The sequence below is a fragment of the Paenibacillus xanthanilyticus genome (assembly GCF_042682185.1).
GTDB classification, from domain to species: Bacteria; Bacillota; Bacilli; order Paenibacillales; family Paenibacillaceae; genus Paenibacillus_Z; species Paenibacillus_Z xanthanilyticus.
The window spans coordinates 480,555-503,978 of record NZ_JBHUHA010000002.1; the positions used below are offsets into that span (position 1 = coordinate 480,555).

Here is a 23,424-nt window from a genome sequence, read left to right on the forward strand (position 1 = left end):
TTACGACAATCAATTCAATCCGAAACTGCCTGAGCCTCGCAGCCGGAACGCCACATCGACCTTCAACTGGTTCTTGCCCGGCAGCCACTCCTCGCGTCCGCCCGTAAGCTTGCGCCAGACGCCGAGATGCTTGCGATATAACGACTCTTCCAGACTGTAAATATCTTCGCCCTTGGCAAGTCCTTTCCGGTATGAATGGAGAATTTCCTCTGCAATAAGCCGCTTCATGCGCCGTACGATCTGTTCCTCGGACATCTGGCCGCCAATCTCCGCCACCTCGCCGACGACCTTCAGCTGGATCGTAAAAACAGGGTCTGCCTTGGATACATCGATCCGCACCTTCGCCTTGACGTCGTTCACCGCGACCGTCGCCTTGTTGCCGCTTTTGTCGATGAGCGGCACCAAATAGCGGGTGAAATTCGGATTCACCCACTTGACGCCCGCGATATCCGCGAGCGGCAAATACGTTGCCCGGCCTTTGCGCTTGATCGCGAACAAGCCCTGCACAACCTGCATATGAACCGGCTTCTTCACCTCCTTCCACATGCGGTTGCTGACCCCGACCACGGGAAGGAGAACGGTGGCGGGGCTCTCGTTATACTTCGCCACGAAACGCTGCATGTTGAGCGGGTCGATCAGATTCGCCCGGCGCATCTGGTCTCGCGGACTGTAAATCAGGCTGGTCGTTTGCGGCATGCCGAAAAATGTGTCGGTCGCGAGTATTTCTTCGATCGGGGTCGTCGCTCCGAACACCCAGGATGTGTAGCGGGCTACCCGCACCCGGTTCAGCGCATCGAGAATCTCATCCAGCTTCACGATCGCGCTGTCACGGATAATAACCGTCTTGAGCTGCTCGGTATTCATCTCGGTCTGCGCCGTGCGGAGCAATTCGCCGAACGCGCCGTAGAAGGTCGGCCCGGTGCCCCGCCCGATCCATACCTTCTCATTCCTCTTCTCGCCGCTTTCGCTTTTGGCGATGGAAGTGAAATCGACCAGCTGGGCGTAGACAATGAACTTGCCGTCCTTATAATCGACGCCCATCGCGGTCGCATAATCGATGGTCTCCATGTTCGTGGAATCCCAGCAGCCCGCCAGCAGCAGACATGCCAACAGGACCGCGGCCGGACGTACGCATGCGCGCGGCTTAATGGTCATGACGCTTCACCCGCTTCGCCCGAAGTTTCCAGGGGAGCTGGAGCAAGATCGTCACCAGCTGCCTCGCGCTCTTGATCTCCCCGAAGCTGATATAGGGCATGCCGAACGATTCCAGCGAGGATATATAGAGCAGCACGGTGAAGAGTCCGATGAAAAAGCCGAACAGCCCCAAGATCGAGGAAATCAGCATGATATACAGCCGCATGATGAGCACGCTGCCGTTCAGCGACTGATTGACAAGCGTGAACGTCGCCACGGCCGTGACCGCCGTGACGACGAGCATCGTCGGCGAGGTCAGGCCGGCGCGGATTGCCGCGTCCCCGACGATGAGCCCGCCGACGACGCTGACCGTCTGCCCGACGGGGCGAGGCAGCCGGACGCCGGCTTCCCGGAATATCTCGAACATGAGCATCATCAAGAACAGCTCCAGCTGCGCGCTGAGCGGCAGGCCGTTGCGCGAGATCGTCACGGTCGCCAGCAGCGGGAGCGGAATTTGATCCGTATTGAAGGCCAGCAGCGCGATCCAGAATCCGGGCAGGCTGATCGCGAGGGACAAGCCGATTAATCGCAATATCCGTTCGAACGCCACATAGAAGAACGGCAGGTGTGCATCCTCCGGCGACTTGAATAACATCGCCAGATTGGCCGGCGCGATCAAGCCGGCGGGCGAACCGTCCACCAGAATGGCGAAACGGCCGTTCATCAGCGACTGGACGACGAAATCGGGCCGGCCGATGTAGTTCATGAGCGGGAAGAGCGACATGGAGCGGTCAGAGATAATTTCCTCGAGCTCGGCGGCCCCGTGCAAAGCCTGGATATCAAGCGCCTTCAATCTTCTGCGTGCCTCGTCTACGACCGCGGGCGGCGTGATTCCCTTCATGTAGAGCAAGCGCACGGGCGTTTGCGAAGCCTCGCCGATCCGAAAGTTTTCGATTTGCAGCCGGGGGGTACGCAGCCGTTTGCGGATGAGAGCGGTGTTGACGTCGATCGCCTCGACGAAGCCGTCGCGCGGCCCTTTGAGCGACAGCTCCATCGTCGACTCCTCCGGCGTACGGTTCGGCTGATTCGAGATGTTATAAGCAAAGAATCGTCCGCTATGATGCCGCCAGACGACGAGCTGCCCGTCAAATATGCATCGGAGCACCTCCTCGCCTTCGTCGCCCGGAAGAAACTCCGATACGAACGGAGATCCCTGCAGCTCGGGTGCCCAACCGCCCTGCTGGAGCAGCAGGTTCTGCAGCAGCTCGCGGCTGACCATGCCTTCGCAATAAATGACCGTCGCGCGTCCGTGCGGATCGCCCGGGTTATCCAGCTCCGTCATCATGACGTCTCCGCAGCCGCGCAGCTTCTCCCGTATCCACTCCGCCGTCCTAGGCGTGGCGTTCGCTTCCGACATCGCGCTTCTCCTCCCGCAGCTTGTTGAATGACAGCAGCCAAATCACCGACGTTATCGTGAGCGTCAGACCGATGTTTCCGAAGAAGATCAGCCGGATCAACAATCTGTAATCGAACGAGTATTGGGCCAGCAGCTTCGCCGCGAACACGTACAGCACGCAGAGCATTCCCAATGCGAGGCCCCGGTGCGCCTTTTTCCGCAGCGAAAGCAGCTCCAGCACGACAAACATGGACATCGATATGCGGACGAACGAACCGGATACCCACTGAAAAATCGCAAAGAAATCCAAATGCTCGATGTACCGTCCAATCGTGACGAGCCGCCACTGCGCGAAAGCGGGATAACGCAGCTTGGCGGCTTCCACCGGGCCGAACTCGGTCACGGCGCCGATCGCCGGCCCCACCGTCAGCAGCATGAGAAACACGATCAATCCGATGAGGTGTCCGCTTTGAATCGGACGGCTTAAGTGGTGCTTGACCAGAAGTAAAATGAACAACTCGGATATACTTCCCAGCGTCATCAGGCTGCCGAGCAGAACGCCGTCCGGCCCATGCTCCAGGATCGGCAGCAGGTAGCTGTAATCCTTGTCCGGCATGTTCGCGGTCATGACAAAATCGCCCAGAAACACGACGGCCGGCAGCAGCATCGTCGACATAATGGCGATCGCGCGAATGCCCTTCCAAACACCAAACGAGATCAGCGCGATCAAGCAAACATAGATGATGAACGGCGGCGTCGCGGGCAAATAGGTCAACGTCGTCCAACCCGCGGTCTCCGCATAGGTATGGAAGCTGGTCACGATCAACTGAAGCCCCATCGGCGCGAGCAGCAGAATAGCCACCGGCTTCGGCAGACGCTGGAACAGCTGCCGTGCGAGCGGTTCTCCGCCCGTCCGCTTCAAGGTCCCATGAAGGATGAAATAGACCCAAGGCAGCGCTGCGGCCAGTGCGACCGGCGCGCACAGCCAAGCGTCGCGTCCGGCGTCATTCAAGATAAGGGGCAGCACGATGACATGGTTGGCCAGCCCGACGGATAATATCAACATGAAGAACAACGGCCATAGCCCGTAGGTTTGCACATTCATCTCTCCACCATCTCCCGGGCGCTTTTCCCAAATGATGCCCTGCGGGCCGAATTGTCATGCATGATCTTCCATGCATAAACGGCGGGCTTTCATGGAACGATGGAGATTAGACAATAACCGGAAAGGCAGGATTCCGATGCCAACGAAGGTCGCCACCTCCATCGAAGCGAATGCCCGCATTCTCCAGCATACGTTCGCCTCCTGCGGCGATCTGCGGATGCTGCCTTGGCAGTTCGGTCCGAACATGAAGAGCCGGGCGTTCTCCGTCTTCTTCGACACGATCGTGCAGGAGCGCACGGCCAACTACTTCCGGCAGACGATGCAGTCGGTCCTGGAACAGACGCTCGGCGCCGGGGAAACGGTCACGCCGGGGATGATCGCCCACTATTACGCCTTGAACGTCGCCTCCGAGCAGCCTGCCTTCCTGGTCGAGGATATGGAGCATGCGGTCAGCCTCGTTCTTGGCGGCTATGTCGTGATCTTCATCGACGGGTGGGAGAAAGCGATCGCCTACATGGCCGGCGACGTGCCAAGCCGCGATGTCGGCGAGTCGGTCACGGAGCCCGTCGTGCAAGGGCCGCGCGAAGGTACCGTCGACAAGATGAAAGTCAATATCGGCATGATTCGCTCGCGCATCCAGAGTCCCAAACTGAAAACCTGCTATTTGCGCGGCGGGGGCGCTTCCCGCACGATGGTCGCCTACACCTATCTCGAAGGGTCCGTCGAACCCGCCGTGCTGAAAGAGTTCGTCGGGCGCATGGAGCGGCTTAAGGATGGAGACGTGCTGGAAACCGCATATGTCGAGAGCGTCATCGAAGATAACACCTGGTCGCCCTTCCCGCAATTTCGCTACACGGAACGTACGGACGTGGCGGCGGCCGCGCTGCTCGGCGGCAAGATCGTCGTCTTGGTCGAAGGCACGGGCAGTCTGCTTCTCTGCCCCGGCTTGTTCTTCGAGCTGCTGCAGTCAAGCGAGGATTACTACCAGCGCACGCTGGTCGCCAATGCGATCCGGTGGATGCGGCTTACCGCGTTCCTCATGGCGCTGCTGCTGCCCAGCCTTTACATTGCGCTCTCCACGTTCCATACGGAGCTGATCCCGACGGTGCTGCTGCTGGCCGTGCTCGATTCCAGGGAAGGCATTCCTTTCCCGGCATTCGTGGAGGCGTTCATCATGGTATTCTTCTTCGAGCTGCTGCGCGAGGCCGGCATTCGACTGCCTAGACCCGTCGGATCCGCCGTCAGCATCGTCGGCGCGCTGGTCGTGGGAGAAGCTGCGATCAATGCGGGCATCGCCTCGCCGATCATGGTCGTCGTCATCGCATTGACCGGAATCGCCTCCTTCTCGCTGCCGCAATATAATTTCGCCATTGCCCTCCGGCTGCTCCAGATTCCGCTCATGGCGCTGGCCACGATGCTGGGGGGCTTCGGCCTCATGATCGGTTATTTGCTCATTTGGAACCATCTCGCCCGTCTGCAATCGCTCGGCGTCCCTTACTTGCGCCCGATCGCACCTTGGAATGCGGGTCAAATGACCGACACCGCCATTCGAAGACCGCTGGTATCCCGATTCAAGCCGCGAGCGGACCGGAAGCCCGCGACGAAACAATCTTGACCGCCTGTTCCGATAAGGATGTGAACCTCATGAGCTCTTGTGCAGCACGTTACCATCGCCGCTCCCCTCTGCATACGATGCGCCGCCTATCGATCACGGCGCTGATCGGCGCCTTGCTGCTGCTCACGGCCGGCTGCGGCGACCAGGCCGAGCTGACCGAACGCGCCTTCGTGATGGGCATGGCTTTCGATCGCGGCGAAGACGGCAAGCTGCTGCTCACGCTCCAGATCTACAAACCCTCGCAATCGGTGGCGGCGAAGGGCAAGACCGGCCGCCCCTATATCAACGTGCGGACAAGCGGCAGCACCGTGATGGAAGCGATCCGGGATTTGACGGTCCACGTCGGGCGCAAAGCGCAATTCAGCCATTTGCGTTCGGTTCTCATCAGCGAGAAGCTCGCCCGGGAAGGCATGATGTCCGAGCTGCTCGATATCTTTTACCGGGATAACGAGCCTCGGCTCACCTGCAGCGTGATCATAACGCGCGGCAAAGCCGGACCCTATTTGGACGTCGCGCCGTTAATTGAAAACACGGTGAGCCAGCAATACTATTTGAATGAACGCGTCGCCGCGAAATATAGCGGCAAGTCCGTGCACGCGAGTCTGCTCAAGCTGGCCATCCAGCTGCGCAGCGCCTCCGCCACGGCCATGGTCCCTTATTTAACGCAGCGCTCGGAGGGCGGGGCAACCAAGCCCAGCATGGCCGGCATCGCCATCATTCGGGATGGACGCATGACCGATAAGCTGACGGGCACCGAGACGGAAGGACTGCTGATGCTGGATGACGTCTATCATGGCGGCGTCGTCGAAATTCCGTGCGGATCGCAAGGCGAAGGCGAGCCAAGCAAGGGGACGGAATCGATCGAAATACTCCAGTTCCATACCGCGAAGAGCATCCGGATCAAGGGCGAGTCGTTGAATGTAACGTACCGCATGCATGCCGATGCGGCCGCGCTGGGCTTAGCCTGCAGCCATATTATTACGTCGATGCACGAGAAGGACTTGAGCAAGAAGGTCGCGGACCAGATCAAAGCGCACGCGACGACCGCTCTTCGGCATCTGCAGCGGTCGCAATCGGACACGCTGGGCATCGGCAATGCGATCTATCAGCGTCATCCGGGCCTATGGCGGACATGGAGAAAGGATTGGCCGGAGCGCTTCGCCAAGATCAACGTCGCCTTCGAGGTCGACGTCCTGTTCGCCTCGCACGGCACATCCGGCGGCAAGCCGTTCCTGAATCATCCGGACAACGAGGAGTGATGCGCTATCCTGATCGTCATCGTCTTGACCTGGCTTGCCATCATGGTGCTGGTCGATCTTCGCGACGGACGCCGCGAAGGCCCCAGGCCTACGCGAGTGAAGGCGGTCTACATCGCCCTGCTGGGCATCACCTTCTATCACGCCGCGCTGACGTTCCGATGGATTCATTTGCCCGGCTTCTACGATTTGGCCAATACGTTGTTCGGCCGGATTGGCTTGGCCATCATTCAAGCACTAGGCTGGAAGGGGTGAGTCGAATGCCCGTCTATATCACATCGAATCAGGCCGTATGGCTGCTGTTTGTCTTTCTGACCAGTTCGGCGATCGTCAATCTGCCCGCCCCGCTGATTAGCTTCGCCGGGGGAGGGGCCTGGATCGCGATTATTGCCGGCGCGCTGGCCGGCATGCCGCTGCTTTTGCTCCTGCTGTGGCTGAACCGCCGCTATCCGGGGAAGAGTCTGATCCAGTGCGGCCAAGAGGCGCTCGGTTTGCCCGTGACGCTGGCGCTGGGTGCGGCCTATTTGTATTACCAGCTGCATATCGGAGCCGCCGTTATCCTCGATGTCGCGATGTTCATGCGCAGCTCCATGATGCGCAATACAGAATCGTACTGGTTCATTTTCCCGCTATTCGCCGTGGCGGCGATTACCGTGCGAACCGGCATCGACAAATTCGCGGGTCTGTTCCCCCTGCTTATGGGCAGCGTCATTGCCTTCACGCTCCTCGTCACGGCATTCTCGACTTCCAACTTCGAGGTTGCCCGGATGCTGCCGATCATGCCGAACGGCGTTGGCCCGATTATCCATGGATCGCTCTTCACGTTCGGCTTGCCCTACGCGGAGATGTCGCTGTTCGGGATGCTCCTGCCGTTCATCGGCAATCCGGACAAGAAGCTCGGCCGCAAAATGAGCTTCGCCATCGTGGGCAGCGCGGTCTGCCTCATGCTCTCCACGATCGTCGCGCTGCTCGTATTCGGACCGGTAGCCGGCGACCGCAAATATTCGCTCTACGAAGTCGCCCGCACGGTCGAGATCACGGACGTCTTCCAGCGCATCGAAGCGCTCATGGCTTATAGCGTTATCGTTGCCGCCTTCATGAAAGCGACGATCATCCTTTTCGTCGCGCATCAAACGTGCATGCACCTGCTCGGGCGCAAGGAGGACACGATGCTTATCTATCCGCTGGCCTTCCTTATGGCGGTGCTGTCCTATACCGCGCTGCATGAGGGAGAGGCCAATTGGGTGTTCCTGCTGACGACGACGCATATGGTGTGGGGCATCGTCTGCGGCGTCGGTCCCGTCCTATTCATCGCGGCCGTCGCGGCCGTGCGCAAACGCAAAAAAGCCTCCGGCTCCCAGGAGAAGCCGGAGGCGCAAGCGTCTCCGTCATAGCGACGAGACGAAGACTACCTTTCCATATGGTCGTCAGGCTGCGCGGCCTTGACCGTCAACCCGCCGTCGACCATGAGCAGATGGCCGTTAATTTGCATAGCCTCCTCGGAGGCGAGGAAGACGACCGCGTCGCCGATCTGACGCGCGGTGCCAAGCCGTTTCATCGGATTGGCCTCCACTTCCTTGCGCCGCAGCTCCGGATCCGCGAGGAAATCGGTGCACATATCGGTATCGACCGTGCTCGGGCCGACCGCGTTGATGTTGATCCCGAACTTGCCAAGCTCGATCGCCATTCCCTTGGTCAGCATATGTGCGGCCGCCTTCGAGGACTGGTAGTGCGGGATGACCGGGCTGGTGACGACCAGGCTCGCCGTCGAGAGCACGTTGACGATCTTGCCCGCGCGGCGCTCGATCATCGACGCCGCCGCCCGCTGCGAGCACATGAAGATCGACTTCACGTTCGTGTTGAAGGTGCGGTCCCACGTCTCCTCCGTCACTTTCATGAACGGCTCGAACGGCGCGATGCCGGCATTGTTCACGAGAATTTCAACGGGTCCGAATGCAGTCTCCACCTCGCCGAACATGCGCTCCACCTGTTCCTTGCTGCCCACGTCCGCCTGCACGATAATGGCGTTCACGCCAAGCGCGCGCGCCTGCTCCGCCACCGCTTCCGCCTTTGCGCGGCTCGAATCCGACGTGAAATTGACGGCCACGTTCGCCCCTTCTTCCGCCAGCCGGATGACGATCGCTTCGCCAATGCCCCGGCTGCCGCCCGTGACCAGCGCGATTTTACCTTGTAATCTTCCCATCTTCCGTTCCCCTTCCTCGTGGCCTTGCAGCGCCTTTTCGCTACAGGCTCGGTCCGATCCGATTAATGCTGAATTCCTGGTGTCCGAGAATCTCGGCCTTCGTCAATTTGCCCGTGGCGACCTCGGCAATCTCCTGCCAGATCCGCTCGCCGGCGAGCCCTACGCCAGCCGTCCCGTCCAGAATATCGCTGACGTCCACGTCCATATTGTCCGTCATCCGCTGGTACATCGCTTTATTGCCCGTTATCTTGATGACCGGCACGACCGCCGCGCCGGTCGGCGTCCCCCGTCCCGTCGTGAAGCAGACGAGATGCACGCCGCTCGCCGCCATGCCGGAGACGCATTCGATGTCGTTGCCCGGCGAATCCATGAAATACAGGCCCGTGCCTGGAATCGGCTCGGCGTATTCGAAGGCGCCCATCATCGGCGACGTCCCGCATTTGCTGATGCAGCCCAGCGACTTCTCCTCGATCGTCGTGAGGCCGCCTGCGATATTGCCCGGGCTCGGATTGCCGCCCCGCATATCGGCGCCCATCCGCTCGACCTCGCGCTCGAAGCGCGCGACGAATGCGTAGAGCTGATCGGCGACTTCGGGCGTCGCGCACCGCGCGGCGAGCACATGCTCCGCTCCGATGATCTCCGTCGTCTCGCTGATGATGACCGTGCCGCCCAGGTCGATCAGGATGTCGGAAGCTGCCCCGAGCGCCGGATTGGACGCCATGCCGCTCGTCGCGTCCGAACCGCCGCACTTGACGCCGATGCGCAGCTTCGAGGCCGGAATCGGCTCCGGCTTCAGCACATCGAGCTCCGCGCGCATCTCCCGGGCAAGCTCCGCTCCGCGCTGAATCGCTTTGATCGATCCGCCAACCTCCTGAATATCGATGACCTCGGCCCGTTTGCCGGTACGCCGAATGTCCTCCGCCAGGGCGTAGGGGTCCACGACCTCGCAGCCAAGGCTAACGATAAGCACCGCGCCGACGTTCGGGTTGCGTCCCGTTCCCGACAGCGTCGCGAACGTACGGTCCTTGTCCGCGCCGATCTGGCTGCAGCCGTGCTGATGCGGAATCGCGACGGTATCGGGGACGAGCTGCGTAATGCGCGTACAGACTTGATTGGCGCAGATGACCGTCGGGATGATGAGCAGATGATTGCGGATGCCGTAGTCGCCGTCCGGGCGCAAATAGCCAAGCAGTTCAGTTTGCATGCGAATTCGTCTCCTTTGCGCTTCCCGCTTGATCCCCGCGGCCGCGAATGCCTTCCACGTTATGGATGTGGACATGCTCGCCCGCCTTAACGGGCTCGGTCGTCTGTCCGATAATCTCCCCGTACTTGCGCACCGGCTGACCGGACGCGATATCCCGAATCGCGATCTTGTGTCCGAACGGAATCGCGGCGAGCGCCGTCACTTGCCCGAGCGCCTCCCCGCTTCGATACTGCACGTCCTCGCCTGCGGCCAAATCCCGCAGCGCCGTCGCGACGTCGTCCTTCGGATCGACGACCAGCGCATCGGCGCCCGGTTGAATCGCATGTGCCATGCGGCACCATCCTCTCTGCCCCTGTAAATGAAAGAAAGCGTTATTATTGGGTTATCGATAACTCTAAACTAACAGTGCCTGCGATTGCTGTCAAGCACCATTTCCGTTATAGTGAAAACAGAGAAAAATCGCTGCGGAATGGGAGTTTAGGCAACATTATGGTGACAATCTATGATATTGCGAAGCGGGCCGGCTGCTCGGCCATGACCGTGTCGCGCGTTATCAATAACACGGGCCGGATCAGCGACGAGACGCGCCAGCGCGTGCTGGATATTATGAAGGAAATGAACTACGTCCCGAATGCGATGGCGCGCAGCCTCGTCAAGCAGGAGTCGCGCATTCTGTCGCTGCTTATTACCGATATCACGAATCCGTTCTATACCTCGCTTGCCCGGGGCGCGGAAGACGCCGCCCGCGAGCTTGGGTACCGGCTGCTGCTCGCCAACAGCGACGAACAATTGGCCAAGGAGAAGGAGTATATCGATACGGTCCTGTCCGCCCGCGTGGACGGCGTGCTGTTCGCGCCTACAGGCGATGCATCGCTGCCGAACTTGAAGCGGCTGCGGAAGCAGAACCTCCCCTTCGTGCTGATCGACCGGGAGGTGCCGGGCATCGAATGCGACATGGTGCTCGGCGACAGCAAAGAAGGCGCGAAGCGGCTGACCTCGCATCTGATCGAGCAAGGCCACGCGCGAATCGCGCTGCTCGGCGGGTCGCGGGGCGTCTCGACGGCGAGAACGCGGCAAGCGGGTTATGAAGAGACGCTTCGCCTGAACGGGCTGTCTTACCGCGAGGAATACGTGGCCGAAGGCCATTATCGCGCCGGAGAAATCGCACAGCACGTCAAGCGGCTGATGGCGCTGCCGGAGCCGCCGACCGCGCTGTTCGCCGCCAATAACTTCCTGGCGCTCGGCGCGATCCGCGCGCTGCGGGATCAAGGCCTGCGCGTCCCCGAGGACGTCGCGGTCGTCTGCTTCGACGAGCTGGAGGCCGGCTTCGTCCTCGATCCGTTCATGACCGTCGCCGCCCAGCCGGCCTACGACTTCGGCGTGCTTGGCATCCGGCTGCTCGTCGACCGGATTCAAGGCAAGGCCGCGGAAGACTGGCGGCGCGTCGTACTGCCGCCGGCGATTCACCTGCGGCGCTCGAGCGGAAGTTGATCATATGCCGAAAGCCCCGCGGACATCTCGTTCACCGAGATGGTCTGCGGGGCTTTCTTTTGCTTTTGCAGCTTATAGCATCTTCAAGATCGCTTGCGAGATGTACTCCAGCGAGCTCTGCTTCTCGACCGCGCCCAGCTCGAAGGCCACCCGCGGCATGCCGTATACGACCGACGACTGCTCGTTCTGGCCGATCGTGCGCGCGCCCTTCCGGCGCATCGCCAGCAAGCCTTTGGCACCGTCGTAGCCCATGCCGGTCAGCATGACGCCGACGCTCTCCGCGGCGCACGTTTTGGCTACCGAGTCGAACAGCACGTCCACAGACGGGCAGTGGCCGTTCACCTTCTCGCCCTCGAAGCACTCGACGCGGTAGGAGCTGCCCGATTTCTTCACGCGCATGTGCCGGTCGCCCGGCGCGATCAGCACGCGGCCCGGGATGACCTCGTCGCCGCTCTGCGCTTCCTTCACCTCGAAGCCGGTCGTCTGATTCAGCCGATCCGCGAACATTCGCGAGAAGCCGACCGGGATGTGCTGCACGATAACAATACCCGGTATGGTGGCGGGCAACTGCTTCAATACGCTGAAGATAGCCTCCGTCCCGCCGGTGGACGCGCCGATGGCGATGAGCTTCCGTCCCGCAAGCGTCCCGGCTGCATTCGCCGTCTCGTGCGGAAGCGGCGCCGACTGGCGAGAAGCGCCGCCCGGCACGATCTTGGCGTGGGCCGCCGATTTGATCGTGGCCGCCAGCGTCCGCAGGAAGCTCTCCACGCTCTTGGGTGAATGCGGATCGGGCTTCCGCACGAAATCCACCGCCCCGACCATCATCGCTTCGCCGACCGCGTCATTCGCGCCGCTGACGACGACGACCGGGAGCGGCACTTGGGGCAGCAGCCTGCGCAAAAATTCGATGCCGTTCATCTTCGGCATCTCGACGTCGCACGTCATGACATCGGGCCGCAGTGCCATTAATTTGTCTCTGGCATCGAACGGATCGCCGGCCGACCCCACGATCTCGATGGATTCGTCGGCGGATAACGCGCGCGACATCACTTCGCGAAACACGAGGGAATCGTCGACTACCAACACTCTGATCTTGCGCGTCACGGACGGTTCGCGCTCCTTTCTCCACCTTGCGGCCTGTTCCGGGTTCCGGCCATCATAGCTTCCGATACACCGCCGGCTTGATATACTGATAACGCGTCGAATCCCGGTCCAGCGATTCGGAATGCCCGATGTAGAGATAGCCGCCCGGCTCCGTCATTTCGTAGTATTTCGCAATCAGCGCGTTCTTGGTCGGTCCGTCGAAATAAATCATGACATTCCGGCAGAAGATGACGTGAAACTTCCGCTTGAACGGGAACGCCGGCTCCATTAAATTGAATTTGCGGAAAATAATTTCGCGCTGAATCTCCGGTTTGACCATGGTCTGGTGCGCATCGAGCTGTTGAAAATAACGGCTGCGCCATGCCGGCGGAATCGCCTGCACCGATTCCGTGCTGTAGATGCCTTTCTGCGCTTTTTCCAGCACGCGCCCGGAAATGTCCGTCGCCAGCAGCTTCGTGTTCCAGCCGGATTTCTCCGCCCCGAAAAATTCATCCATGATCATGGCCAGCGTGTACGGCTCCTCGCCCGACGAACAACCGGCGCTCCAAATGCGCAAGTCTTTGTCCTTGGCCGTGCGCGCCAGATAAGGGAGAACCTCGTTCTTGAAATGCTGGAAGTGATCCACCTCGCGCATGAAAAACGTATGGTTCGTCGTAATTTTATCGACCAGCAGTTTCGCGAACCGTCCCGAGCGGTCGCTGACGACCTCGTTCATGAACGCGCTAAAAGACGCGAGCCGCTTCTCCGACAGTACTTGCTGCAGGCGGCCGATGACGAGCGGCCGCTTCTCTTCCTTCAAATGAATGCCGAAATGCTGCTTGACGTACTCGCTCAGCTGCTTGAACTCTTTATCCGTAATGGCAACCATGGCGCAGCCCTCTTAATACTTGCCGAATTCGTTATCGGACAGGGCAATGTTGTTCCAAGCTGAACCGCCGTCTTGATGATCGCGCGCAGGTGCGGCTTTTGGGCGTTTCTCTCCCATCGACTCCAGCATGCGCAGCACCGCCGGGCTGAACTCGTCGAATTTGCCGCTCCCGTATTGGCGCTTGCCATGCTTCAGCGTGAAGCGGCCGACCATATCCTTGAGCATCGACGCTTGGCTCGACAGCTCTTCGCTCGCCGCCGCGCTCTCTTCGCTTGTGGCCGAGTTCGTCTGCACGACCTGCGATACTTGCATAATGCCTTGGTTGATTTGCGAAATGCCGGATGCCTGCTCGTTGGAGGAAATCGCGATGTTCCCCACCAGCGCGGCGACCCGCTCGATACCGCTTACGATCTGCTCCAGCTCGGCCGCCGTTTCGCGGGCGATCTTCGTGCCGATCTCTGCTTTCTTGATCGATCCCTCAATCATGTCGGTCGTTTCTTTCGCCGCGCCCGCGGAACGAGCCGCCAAATTACGGACTTCCTCCGCTACGACCGCGAAGCCTTTGCCATGTTGGCCTGCGCGGGCCGCCTCGACCGCCGCGTTCAGCGCGAGAATGTTCGTCTGGAACGCGATTTCGTCAATGACTTTGATGATTTTGGAAATGTTGGCCGACGCGTCGTTGATCTGCTCCATCGCGCTCAGCATCTCGCCCATTTGGCGGTTACCGTTAACCGCGTTCTCCTTCAGCGTCTCCGCCAGCTCGTTCGCATGGCCGGCGTTCTGCGCGTTCAAGTTCGTCTGGGACGAAATTTCTTCGAGCGACGCGGACAGCTCTTCGACGGCGCTCGCCTGCTCGGTTGCGCCCTGCGACAGCGCGACGCTGGAAGCCGACACTTGACCGGACCCCGACGCCACCTGCTCCGCAGACGAGTTGATGTTCGACATGACGTCGTTCATATTATCGACTAACTCCTGGAGCTTGCGTCCGAGCAGATCCTGCTCCGAACGGACGTGAATGCTGACGGTTAGATCACCCGCGGCGATGCGCTCGGCGGCTTGGGCCTGCTCGCGAATGTTTGCGATCATGTTCTCGAATGCGCCCATCAGCAAGCCGATTTCGTCTTTCGTTGTCGAGCGTACGTTGACGTTCACGTCGCCTACCGCAAGCTTGTCCGCTGCTTGAGTCAATGAACGGAGCGGACGAACGATGCTGTTGATGATCAGAATGCTGACCGCCAAACAGATGATCACGGCCGCCGCAATGACGATGATGATGATCAGACGCGTGTTCGCGTATGTTTTATCGCCTTGCTCGCTGGCTTTCTGCGCGCTGATTTCGTTATATTTGACCAATTCGATTAGCTTACTGGAAACGCTTTCGAACATTTCCGCCGAATCGCCGTTCATGCGAAGCATCGCTTGATTTGTTTGCAGTTGACGGCTGAGCGTCAACACTTCGCCGCTAATGGTCAAATAGTGATTCCATTCGTTTTTGACGGCCTGGAAATTCCGCGCGTCGATGTCTTCGATAATCGTTTTTTCATAAGAAGCGATCACATCGCTGATTTCATTTTTCTTCTGCGAGATGGCTTTGTCCAACTCGGCCATTTGCTGCTTGCTTGTCGAAATAACATGCTGGTACTCCACGATCCGGTAATCGGATATCATCGTGTCCATCGCATTGGCTTCTTTCACCCCAGGGAGCCAAATTTCGCTAATGATCGTGGATTCTTCGTTCACGTTGCTCAGGGACATCGTGGCATAGACGCCGACGGCAACGAGAAGGGCCAACATAAAGCCAAAACTGGCGAGCAGCCGATTTTTAATGGTGAGATTCATCGTAATCCTCCTATGATGTCGATCTGGATGTTAGGGAATAATGGGTATTAAGCGTTTAACGACAGACTGCCGAGATCTTGCTCTTGCATGAGTTTGGCGCAATCGAGAATGAGCTTCACGTCTCCGCCAGACTTGCCGATGCCCTTGATATATTTGCTGCTGTAGCCTTTGTTCAGCTCCGTCGGATTGACGATTTCCGTATCGGGGATTTCCAGTACCTCCGATACGCTATCGACGATCAAGCCGATCGTGACCTCGTCGATGTCGACGACAATGACGCAGGTGCGGTCGTTGTACTCGCGGAACGGCTTCTTAAAGCGAAGACGCACGTCCATAACGGGAATGATTTTGCCGCGCAAATTAATGATGCCCTGCATATAATCGGGCAGCTCCGGCACGATCGTAACCGGCTGCAAGCCGATAATTTCGATGACGTATTTGATTTCGATGCCGTAATGCTCATTGACGAGCTTGAATGTCAAATACTTGCCTCGCTGCGTGTCTTCTTCGAGTTCTTGCTGCATCAGGTCTTGATCCGTCATCTATGATTGTCCTCCTTGCATGATGGTTGCGCTTACGTTAACCGGACGCGGACAGTGCGCCAGGATCCAGGATGAGACTAATGCTCCCGTCCCCAAGCAGCGTACAGCCCGCCAACCCTTGAATATTGCGCATGCGCTTGATATACGCCGGCAGCGCCTTGACGACGACCTGCTGCTGGCCGAGCAGCTCGTCCGCGAACAGGCAGAATGACCGGCCGTCGTGCTCGATCATGATCAGAATGCCTTCCGAGAACAGCGTCGTATCGGGCTTCACCCCGTAACGCTCATGCAGCCGTAGAATCGGGTAGCACTGCCCGCGAACCATAATCATCTCGCGATCGTCCGGATCGCGGATAATGTCCGCTTCCCGCGGGCGGAACGATTCGACGATCGACACCGTCGGGACCGTATATCGGGATGCGCCTACGCGGATCGTCATGCCGTCTATAATAGCCAGTGTCAGCGGAATCTTCAGCGTAATCGTCGTGCCTGCCCCCACCACGCTGTCCACGGCAATCGTGCCGCCGATCGCGCTGATGTTTTGAGAGACGACGTCCATGCCGACGCCGCGGCCGCTGTATTCCGAAATATTTTCTTTCGTCGAGAAACCGGGCAAGAAAATGAGACCAAAAATTTCTTTGTCCGACATTTCGTGCTCCGGCTTCGTAAGAAGACCGTTGGCTCTGGCCTTCTCCAGCAGCTTTTCTTTCGAGAGCCCTTTGCCGTCGTCCTTGATATAGACATACACATCGCCGCCGGCATTGCGCGCCTCCAGCGTGACGGTGCCCGCGCGCGGCTTGCCTGCCGACGCCCGGTCTTCCGGCAGCTCGATACCATGATCCACCGAATTGCGGATCAGGTGCATGAGCGGGTCCGAAATATGCTGGATGACGTTCTTGTCGACCTCGGTTTCTTCGCCAACCAGCTTCAACTGCACTTCTTTGCCGAGGTTCTTGCACATGTCGCGCACGATGCGATGCATCTTCTGGAAGGTGGCCGTAAGCGGCACCATTCGGATCGACATGACGACGTCCTGCAGCTCGCTCGTAATTTTGTGCAGCAGCTGTGACGCCTTATGGAACCGGTCGAGCTGCAGTCCGTGCAAGTCCGGATTTTGCGTCACCATCGCTTCGGCGATGACCATCTCGCCGACCAGATCCATCAGCCGGTCGAGCTTGTCCAGGTTAACGCTGATCAGACTTTGGCCGCCGTGCCCCGCCGCGCCGCCCTCTCCCTGCTCCTTCTTCGCCGGCTTGCTCTTTTTCTCCGGCGTCGGTTCAGGAACAGTCGCAGCTGGCATGCCCTCCGCTTGAGCCGGCGTAGATGACTTTACGGTCTGAGGAGTGGATGGAGCTGCCGGATCGCCGACCAGATGCAGTTCATAATGACTGAGGAACAGCGTCTCGTCCAAAATCTGCCGGAAACGGGCGTACGGGACATCGCTCCGAAACCGCATCATGAACCCTTCGGCCCGAATCAGCTCCGCCGCGGCTTCGTTCTCCAGGTAATCCGCCGGTTCGCATGCGATATTCCACGCCTGGTCCTTGAGCGCGTGGACGATGCCGAACGCCCGGATATTCTCCATCTCGCAATCGGCTTGGAAGCGGATGTGCGCGCGGAATTCGCTCCGCTGCGACTGGCCCGGTACCGTCAGCCGCACGCTCTTCAGGAAAAGCGTGTCCTCCAGCAGCGCGTGCAGCTTCTCGTACGATTCGGCGGACTGAAAGCGAATCCGAAATCCTTGCTCGCGAATGTGCCGAATGCTTTCTTCGTTCTCCAAGTAATCCGCCGGGAAACAGGTTATGCCGGATACATGCTGCTGCAGCGCATGCACGACGCCGAACGCGCGAACGTTCTCCATTTCGGAGCCTTCGATGAAATGCAGCAGCGCCTCGTAGCCGATCATGCCCTCTTCACCTTGCGGAGCAGCCTCCGCCGGCATGGCTGGTGTGGATGGAGCGAGGGCTTGCGCTGCGGCCGTCTGGTAAGCGGCATTCGGGCTGCCTGCGGAAGGAACCTTCTGGCCGGGAGCGGCCGTGTGATTCGCCTCCTTCAACTGCGCGAGGAACTGCTGGATCGAACCGATCAGCGCATCGGCTTCGCCGTCCGGCTGATCGCCCGTTTTGATTTTGTGCAGCTCCACCTTGATGAAATCAATGCCCTCGAGCACCATGTCCGACAGCAGCGTATAGTCCACTTCCGCCGGCTTTTGCTCTCGCAGGAAGAAGAACAGATCCTCGAGCGAATGGGAGAGCGTCGCGACGTTGGTGTAGCACATCATCGCCGAAGAGCCTTTGATCGTATGCATATTGCGCAAGATGTCGTTTACCGCTTCCGGGTCGAAGCCTTCCGTCTCGCAATGGACGATCGTCTGCTCCAGCGTTTCAATATTTTGAGTGGTCTCGTAAATGAACATTTCGACCATTTGCTCTGTGATGAATGGGTTCGTCAATCCTATCGCCTCGCAATTTCTTGAGCGTTCATAATGATATGATCGGTCGTTAATCAACACCGTGTTAGGTTATTCGACTGGTAATTATTTGTCGCTCCCCCTTCCTTCCTTTCTCCCTCGCCCCTTCCCCCTCCGCCGAGGGGAACCAAAGGACTGAGCATATGCTTCCGATGTCGTTTTCCTAACGGAAAACGTTTACCTCTGGACTCCCTTCTTCGTGCTGCCACAATTGTTCGCGGTCGGCGGGTACCTTCGAGCTGGCACGCTTTTGTCCTCGCGGACAAAGCTTCAGTCGGTTTTGAAGTCCCACTTCGAGTACGTGGCAAGCCATCGTGCTGAACTTCGCTTTCGTCCGTTGTCGCGGACACGCTTTACGAAGCAAGTTCCAGAGATATAAATACAACAAAAAAACCGGCCGCAGTCGCTGCAGCCGGTTACCCTCTTTATTGCGCGTCGAATCCGATATCGTCCAACATGACCTTGCCCGGCCCGCCCTGGAACCGGAACGTCACCGACGCCAGCTCCGAGGCCGCGTAGGACACGCCGTTCACTTCGAACGACGAGAGGGGCAGCCGATAGGATTGAAAGACCGGCTCCGTCTCTTCTTTATACTTCTCGTCCTTAATCCGCTCCTCCATCCAGGAGGCGATCGTAAACGTCGACCGAACCGGCTGCAGTACGGGCATGAAAACGGACAGCGGACGCGTCACGCTCGCGCCGCCCCTGTGCGTCAGCTCCACTTCGATATCCGGCAGCGGTACAATGGCCGTCTCGTCCTCTTGCCTCAGATCGCGCTCCAGGTTCGCGAACGAGAAGACGAAGGAATCCAGACTGCGCGAGGCAGCCAATTGGCGGCGGAAGTCATCCGAGAAAGTCACCGTATACGAGCCGCCACGCCCCTCGTCCCATTCGAGCACGACGCCGCGCGTGCCGCGATTGTGACGCTGGCGATCCTTCGCTTCCTCCTCCGTCCACTTCAGTCCCTGCGCTTCCGCCGTGTTTTGACGAAGCAGTTTTGTTTTGTCGCGGTCTTCGTCGAACGTGCCGGCCGCGATGAACGAGCTGCTCTCGTAGCGATTGAAGTACGTCGCTTGGGGCAGCCAGACGCTGCCGTAGCGATAGTCTTGGAACAGCGGACGGTACTCGTTCTTGCCGTGAATCGTCGCTTCCAGGAAGGCGGAGATGTACACTCTGGCGATCTCACGCTGGTCATCCGCGTCCATCATCCCGGATCGGTCGAGAAACAGCCCGCCGGGCAAGCTGTCGTCCATCGCGCCCCAATCGGTGTTGAACCGGCTGTGGTTCGCCTCGCCGATATAGATCGACGACTTGAACCGGAAACCGGCTGCCGCCGTGTTCGAGAAGGATACCCGTCCGTATTGGCGATCGCCATAGAAGTCATTGACATCGCCGTCCAACGCGCCTTGAATCGTCAAGTAATTCACGTCCTTGAGCACGGCAGTCGTTTTGTCGATCGCTTTGTCGGTCGGGGCGATCGCCACGACGGACTGAATGCGGTATTCGCCCATGTCCGTGAGACTCTTGTCATCCTTGAACCAGCGTGTCCAATCCGCGGCCATCGGGGCCGCTTGACCGCCGCGGGAATGTCCCATCAGCACCACTTGACCGAAATCGACATGCCCGGCGAAGGGGTTGCCGATCTGTTTGCTGAACGCGCCGATCTGCTGCAGATGCTTGAGCAGCATCCAAGCGCGCACTTTGAAGTCTTGACTCGGGATGCCGCCCCAGACCGAATAGTTCAGGAAATTCTCGTCCACCGATACGGTGATGAACCCTCGGCTGGCCAGCAGCTCGCCCAGATAAGCATACCCGCCGTCGGAGAATTGCTCGGCGAGATGATTGCCGTGCACGATGAGCACGAGCGGGAATTGCCCTTCCCCCTCTGGCATCCATACCCGGCCGTTCACCGGCAGCGCCTTCTCGTCAAAGCCCCAGAACCATTCGCGGATGTCCGGCCACTTCTTGATATAGGCGGATGCATCGACCGTCTCGGTGATAAGATCCGCCCCCGACCGATATTCGGTCCGGTTGCGATCCGTCCCGCTGCCGTAGGTGAAGGTCTTTACCCGGTACGCTCCCGGCGACGCCGGATTGTCGGACGCCAACGGCAAGGGCGCCGAGCCGTCAACCCCTGCGGCAACGGCGGTTGCGCCGTCCGCGCCAGCGTCGGCCGAGTCGGCCGCCGAGTCAGCCTGATCGGCATCCCCCATTTGATTCGGTCGAATGCCTCCCTGCTGCCATAAGGTTAACGCCGCCGCAAGCACGAAGACCGTACCGAGCGTGGCAGCCTTGCCTCTCCATGCCAATCTATCGCTCGCCATCACCGCGAACAGCAGACCAGCGGCCGCCCCCGCACCGGAAGCGATGGCGCCGCACATCAGGGAGACGAACATGCCCATATCCGCGTGGTACAGAATGAACGTGACCGCGCCGCCCGTATACAGCAGGCCCGACACGAAAAGCCGAGGTACTGGCACATAGGCGAGCGTCAACACGAAAGCCGATGCGATCGAAGCCAGCGACATCGCCAGCACGCCAAGGAAAAGGGCGATGAGCATATCGGCCATCATGCCGAGCCCGGTCGTCATGCCGAAAGCCGTCACGATGAGGGCGGAGGCGTAGACGCCCCATAGTCCGAACAGGGCTCGCCTCCAAAATAACGTATCATATTGAAAAGTATGAAGCGCCCGGTTAAGCAACCACTGTCCGAATCGGCGCAGCCGGCGCGGACGAGGCTGGGACAACGGAAGCTCCTCCAGCGGAAGATTCATAAGGCCCGTCACTCCTTGGCGACAAGCGAAGTGGGATGAACGTTATCATGAGCTTGTCATCCTTACATTATAAGCGCTCGCGCCATTGCTTGGCATCTCAAAAATATGGCGGGGTTAACGAAACGCGACGAGCAGTTGGGGAATGCGCAGCTCCCGTAGTCCTTCGACGACCAATTCCGCGATCCGAATCGCCCCGGCCGTCTGAAAGTGCGTATTGTCTTCAATGCCTCCGGGAAAATGAATAAATTCTCCCGGCGCGCCACACATGAATAGCGATTTGGACGCCTCCTCGCCAAGCTCTTCGTAGAGCCGCTTGCTCTTGGCCGCCAAATCGATCAGCGGAACGCTTTCTTCCTGAGCAAGCTCCTTCACGGCGACAAGATAATCGCCATGCGTATCGGCGAGCTGGCCGCCCGGCTCGTAATACCTACGGTGTACCGAAGTGATCAAGATCGGCGTCATCCCTAGCGCCCTCGCCCGCTCGACGTAGATCCGCAAATGTTCCTTGTAAGTCGAGAAGGGCTCGGTTCGTCTCAACTCATCGTACTTCTGATCATTATGGCCGAATTGGATAAGCAGCAGATCGTTCGCCCGCGCTTCCTTGAGCAGCGTATCCAGCCGACCCTCCAGGATAAAGCTTCGGGAGCTGCGGCCCGAAGCGGCATGGTTGGCAACGGCCGCATCCCCTTTGAAATACATCGGCAGCATCTGTCCCCAGCCCGCATACGGCTCCCCTTCGGGCGGCTGATCCGCCACGGTCGAATCGCCGGCCAAATAGAGCGTGAATACCTCTTCGGACGGGGCGATCGTCAGCGCGTTAATGCGAGGGGCCAGGCCCGAGAACGCCAACCATAAGATGCCTTCTTCCACTCTAACCGCCGCGGAGACGCGCACGAATTCGCCCGCGGCCGCGCGCGCCTGGCGGAACAACATCCGACCCAAGCCGTATTTCACGGTCGTCGACGTCTCGTGGAGCGCATCGCCCATGATGAACGCTACGACGTAAGCGCCATTCGGCAGGTCGACCCGAAACACCGCTTCATGCGGGATGCAGAAATCGCGGCATAACGGTCCGCCTTCGCCCCGATCACGCGCGCTGACCCTTTCCGTACGTACGAATCCCCAGCCCACTGCCGGCGTGTAGACCGCGTTCTCGTCGATTTTAATATAACCGGACTCCGGTTCGCCGATGCCAAAATCAAAATTCAGCTGCTTCTTGCTCATGGATACCGTCCCTCCTTAATCTGTCTATCTAGACAGCATAGCGTCAGACTCGTCAATAAGAGAAGCCGATTTTCCGACCGATTGTAATCAAAATTCAGATGAATCACCGGCGTCAACCGTCGGCCGCCTCTTCGTCTCTTCCATTGAATGCCGCAAAGGGATGTTGTACGCTAGGCGAAGGCGGTCACCCGCATCGGAACGGAACACCAGTAGATGGAGGAAAGGAGCTTCGGGATGGGCAACCAGGATTATGGCAGCTACGGCTTTCGGTTCGCGGAGAAAGAGCAGCTCCCGCTGCTCGGTCTCTACGCCCTCGGCTATGAGCGCGCATGGCCAGACTACGAGTGGGACGGACGCAAACGCGTGGACGGACCGCTCTATTTGCTGCAGTATACCGTATCGGGATGGGGAGAGCTCCATATGGAGGGGCAGACGCGCAAAATCGGGCCAGGCGAAGCATTCCTCGTCGATATTCCGGGCGATCACCGTTACGCGCTGCCTAAGGAAAGCGAAGAGTGGACGTTTTATTTCATTTTGTTCCGGCAGAAGCATGCGGAAGCGCTATGGTCCAGCATCGTATCGCGCTTGGGTCACGTGGTCCGCTTCGACAAGGATAGCCCCGCCATGCGCGTGCTCATCGCGGCCTTCGCGGATGCCGCGGCCGGTCGCATTACCGACGCTTATTCTGCCTCTTCGCTGGTCTATCGGCTGCTCATGGAATTGGCCCGGCATGAACGCGACAAGCCCGCGCATGTACTGCCGCCTCCCGTACAGCAAGCCATCGCTTATATGCAAGCCAGCTACGGTTCTCCGATCAGTATCGCGCAGGTGGCGGAGGTGGCTGGCGTGTCCAAATATCATTTTATCCGGCTCTTCGCGCGCGAAACCCGTTATACGCCGCTCGACTACTTAACGCGCCTGCGCATACAGCGCGCGGCCGAGCTGCTGCAGAGCACCGATTGGGTGCTCGATCGCATCGCGCGGGAATGCGGCTTCGCCTCGGGCAGCTATTTCAGCAAAGTATTTCGCCAATGGGTCGGCTGCACGCCCGGCGAATACCGGCTGGGGCGCGACGTGCTTGCCGCCAGGCAGCTGACGTTCGATTGAGCAATATTTTACATAATGGCGCAATTCATTAGGATGGATGAATGACTAGCTATCGATTACGCTTACAACAGAAGCGCAATATTATCGATAGA

19 protein-coding genes are annotated in these 23,424 nt (G+C 59.3%); 6 read left to right on the forward strand and 13 right to left on the reverse strand.

Annotated elements, in window-relative coordinates:
* Nucleotides 1-9 precede the first annotated feature (9 nt).
* From ACFSKT_RS19300 to ACFSKT_RS19310, 3 genes are read right to left on the reverse strand one after another with little or no spacing between them, the layout of a single operon-like run.
* The gene (locus ACFSKT_RS19300; protein ID WP_377718577.1) at nt 10-1,155 is read right to left on the reverse strand and encodes a Ger(x)C family spore germination protein; all 1,146 of its coding nucleotides are present in this window, start codon (nt 1,153-1,155) and stop codon (nt 10-12) included.
* Entirely contained in the window at nt 1,145-2,551 is a 1,407-nt protein-coding gene (locus tag ACFSKT_RS19305) for a spore germination protein (protein ID WP_377718576.1), read from the reverse strand. Before ACFSKT_RS19305 ends, ACFSKT_RS19300 begins: the two co-directional genes overlap by 11 nt.
* The gene (locus ACFSKT_RS19310) at nt 2,526-3,635 is read right to left on the reverse strand and encodes a GerAB/ArcD/ProY family transporter (RefSeq protein ID WP_377718575.1); all 1,110 of its coding nucleotides are present in this window, start codon (nt 3,633-3,635) and stop codon (nt 2,526-2,528) included. Before ACFSKT_RS19310 ends, ACFSKT_RS19305 begins: the two co-directional genes overlap by 26 nt.
* Nucleotides 3,636-3,771: 136 nt before the next feature.
* On the opposite strand from ACFSKT_RS19310, the gene ACFSKT_RS19315 reads away from it, so the two are divergent.
* The 4 genes from ACFSKT_RS19315 to ACFSKT_RS19330 are packed head-to-tail and all read left to right on the forward strand — an operon-like array spanning nt 3,772 to nt 7,900.
* Nucleotides 3,772-5,250: a spore germination protein gene (locus ACFSKT_RS19315; protein ID WP_377718574.1), complete on the forward strand. Its 1,479-nt coding sequence runs from the start codon at nt 3,772-3,774 to the stop codon at nt 5,248-5,250.
* A 29-nt stretch (nt 5,251-5,279) separates the two neighbouring features.
* On the forward strand, nt 5,280-6,509 hold the full coding sequence (locus ACFSKT_RS19320; RefSeq protein WP_377718573.1) for a Ger(x)C family spore germination protein: 1,230 nt from the start codon (nt 5,280-5,282) through the stop codon (nt 6,507-6,509).
* A gap of 24 nt (nt 6,510-6,533) precedes the next feature.
* Complete coding sequence (locus ACFSKT_RS19325) at nt 6,534-6,761, forward strand: hypothetical protein (protein WP_377718572.1); 228 nt, start codon at nt 6,534-6,536, stop codon at nt 6,759-6,761.
* 5 nt (nt 6,762-6,766) lie between these two features.
* The gene (locus ACFSKT_RS19330; protein ID WP_377718571.1) at nt 6,767-7,900 is read left to right on the forward strand and encodes a GerAB/ArcD/ProY family transporter; all 1,134 of its coding nucleotides are present in this window, start codon (nt 6,767-6,769) and stop codon (nt 7,898-7,900) included.
* Nucleotides 7,901-7,914: 14 nt separating this feature from the next.
* On the opposite strand, the gene ACFSKT_RS19335 is transcribed toward ACFSKT_RS19330, so the two are convergent.
* The 3 genes from ACFSKT_RS19335 to ACFSKT_RS19345 are packed head-to-tail and all read right to left on the reverse strand — an operon-like array spanning nt 7,915 to nt 10,244.
* Nucleotides 7,915-8,709 (reverse strand): SDR family NAD(P)-dependent oxidoreductase, encoded by a 795-nt coding sequence (locus ACFSKT_RS19335; protein ID WP_377718570.1) that lies wholly within the window; start codon nt 8,707-8,709, stop codon nt 7,915-7,917.
* Between the two features lie 40 nt (nt 8,710-8,749).
* Nucleotides 8,750-9,913, reverse strand: coding sequence for a UxaA family hydrolase (locus ACFSKT_RS19340; protein ID WP_377718569.1), 1,164 nt, complete (start codon nt 9,911-9,913; stop codon nt 8,750-8,752).
* Nucleotides 9,903-10,244, reverse strand: a complete 342-nt coding sequence (locus ACFSKT_RS19345; RefSeq protein ID WP_377718568.1) for a UxaA family hydrolase — start codon at nt 10,242-10,244, stop codon at nt 9,903-9,905. Before ACFSKT_RS19345 ends, ACFSKT_RS19340 begins: the two co-directional genes overlap by 11 nt.
* A gap of 158 nt (nt 10,245-10,402) precedes the next feature.
* On the opposite strand from ACFSKT_RS19345, the gene ACFSKT_RS19350 reads away from it, so the two are divergent.
* Nucleotides 10,403-11,404 carry a LacI family DNA-binding transcriptional regulator gene (locus tag ACFSKT_RS19350; protein WP_377718567.1) on the forward strand — a complete coding sequence of 334 codons (1,002 nt, stop codon included), beginning with the start codon at nt 10,403-10,405 and terminating at the stop codon, nt 11,402-11,404.
* Between the two features lie 72 nt (nt 11,405-11,476).
* Here the strand turns inward: ACFSKT_RS19350 and ACFSKT_RS19355 are convergent, their stop codons facing one another.
* The 7 genes from ACFSKT_RS19355 to ACFSKT_RS19385 form a co-directional block, all read right to left on the reverse strand.
* Nucleotides 11,477-12,508: a protein-glutamate methylesterase/protein-glutamine glutaminase gene (locus ACFSKT_RS19355; RefSeq protein ID WP_377718566.1), complete on the reverse strand. Its 1,032-nt coding sequence runs from the start codon at nt 12,506-12,508 to the stop codon at nt 11,477-11,479.
* Between the two features lie 52 nt (nt 12,509-12,560).
* A complete protein-coding gene (locus ACFSKT_RS19360; RefSeq protein ID WP_377718565.1) occupies nt 12,561-13,376 on the reverse strand; it encodes a CheR family methyltransferase in 816 nt (271 codons plus the stop codon).
* A gap of 12 nt (nt 13,377-13,388) precedes the next feature.
* Nucleotides 13,389-15,215 carry a methyl-accepting chemotaxis protein gene (locus ACFSKT_RS19365; RefSeq protein ID WP_377718564.1) on the reverse strand — a complete coding sequence of 609 codons (1,827 nt, stop codon included), beginning with the start codon at nt 15,213-15,215 and terminating at the stop codon, nt 13,389-13,391.
* A gap of 47 nt (nt 15,216-15,262) precedes the next feature.
* Complete coding sequence (locus ACFSKT_RS19370) at nt 15,263-15,757, reverse strand: chemotaxis protein CheW (RefSeq protein WP_377718563.1); 495 nt, start codon at nt 15,755-15,757, stop codon at nt 15,263-15,265.
* A 37-nt stretch (nt 15,758-15,794) separates the two neighbouring features.
* Nucleotides 15,795-18,209, reverse strand: coding sequence for a chemotaxis protein CheW (locus tag ACFSKT_RS19375; RefSeq protein ID WP_377718562.1), 2,415 nt, complete (start codon nt 18,207-18,209; stop codon nt 15,795-15,797).
* Between the two features lie 443 nt (nt 18,210-18,652).
* Nucleotides 18,653-21,001: an alpha/beta hydrolase gene (locus ACFSKT_RS19380; RefSeq protein ID WP_377718561.1), complete on the reverse strand. Its 2,349-nt coding sequence runs from the start codon at nt 20,999-21,001 to the stop codon at nt 18,653-18,655.
* Between the two features lie 114 nt (nt 21,002-21,115).
* A complete protein-coding gene (locus ACFSKT_RS19385) occupies nt 21,116-22,225 on the reverse strand; it encodes a rhamnogalacturonan acetylesterase (RefSeq protein ID WP_377718560.1) in 1,110 nt (369 codons plus the stop codon).
* Nucleotides 22,226-22,459: 234 nt separating this feature from the next.
* Between ACFSKT_RS19385 and ACFSKT_RS19390 the strand changes: the two genes are divergently transcribed.
* Nucleotides 22,460-23,332, forward strand: coding sequence for an AraC family transcriptional regulator (locus tag ACFSKT_RS19390; protein WP_377718559.1), 873 nt, complete (start codon nt 22,460-22,462; stop codon nt 23,330-23,332).
* Nucleotides 23,333-23,424 lie beyond the last annotated feature (92 nt).

Bases quoted from the DNA above. Each gene is read 5' to 3' on its own strand.
- ACFSKT_RS19360 (WP_377718565.1), bottom strand. From the start codon at position 13,376: ATGGTTGCCATTACGGATAAAGAGTTCAAGCAGCTGAGCGAGTACGTC.
- ACFSKT_RS19335 (WP_377718570.1), bottom strand. From the start codon at position 8,709: ATGGGAAGATTACAAGGTAAAATCGCGCTGGTCACGGGCGGCAGCCGG.
- ACFSKT_RS19380 (WP_377718561.1), bottom strand. From the start codon at position 21,001: ATGAATCTTCCGCTGGAGGAGCTTCCGTTGTCCCAGCCTCGTCCGCGC.
- ACFSKT_RS19340 (WP_377718569.1), bottom strand. From the start codon at position 9,913: ATGCAAACTGAACTGCTTGGCTATTTGCGCCCGGACGGCGACTACGGC.
- ACFSKT_RS19345 (WP_377718568.1), bottom strand. From the start codon at position 10,244: ATGGCACATGCGATTCAACCGGGCGCCGATGCGCTGGTCGTCGATCCG.
- ACFSKT_RS19315 (WP_377718574.1), top strand. From the start codon at position 3,772: ATGCCAACGAAGGTCGCCACCTCCATCGAAGCGAATGCCCGCATTCTC.
- ACFSKT_RS19320 (WP_377718573.1), top strand. From the start codon at position 5,280: ATGAGCTCTTGTGCAGCACGTTACCATCGCCGCTCCCCTCTGCATACG.
- ACFSKT_RS19370 (WP_377718563.1), bottom strand. From the start codon at position 15,757: ATGACGGATCAAGACCTGATGCAGCAAGAACTCGAAGAAGACACGCAG.
- ACFSKT_RS19365 (WP_377718564.1), bottom strand. From the start codon at position 15,215: ATGAATCTCACCATTAAAAATCGGCTGCTCGCCAGTTTTGGCTTTATG.
- ACFSKT_RS19385 (WP_377718560.1), bottom strand. From the start codon at position 22,225: ATGAGCAAGAAGCAGCTGAATTTTGATTTTGGCATCGGCGAACCGGAG.
- ACFSKT_RS19350 (WP_377718567.1), top strand. From the start codon at position 10,403: ATGGTGACAATCTATGATATTGCGAAGCGGGCCGGCTGCTCGGCCATG.
- ACFSKT_RS19390 (WP_377718559.1), top strand. From the start codon at position 22,460: ATGGGCAACCAGGATTATGGCAGCTACGGCTTTCGGTTCGCGGAGAAA.
- ACFSKT_RS19310 (WP_377718575.1), bottom strand. From the start codon at position 3,635: ATGAATGTGCAAACCTACGGGCTATGGCCGTTGTTCTTCATGTTGATA.
- ACFSKT_RS19305 (WP_377718576.1), bottom strand. From the start codon at position 2,551: ATGTCGGAAGCGAACGCCACGCCTAGGACGGCGGAGTGGATACGGGAG.
- ACFSKT_RS19330 (WP_377718571.1), top strand. From the start codon at position 6,767: ATGCCCGTCTATATCACATCGAATCAGGCCGTATGGCTGCTGTTTGTC.
- ACFSKT_RS19300 (WP_377718577.1), bottom strand. From the start codon at position 1,155: ATGACCATTAAGCCGCGCGCATGCGTACGTCCGGCCGCGGTCCTGTTG.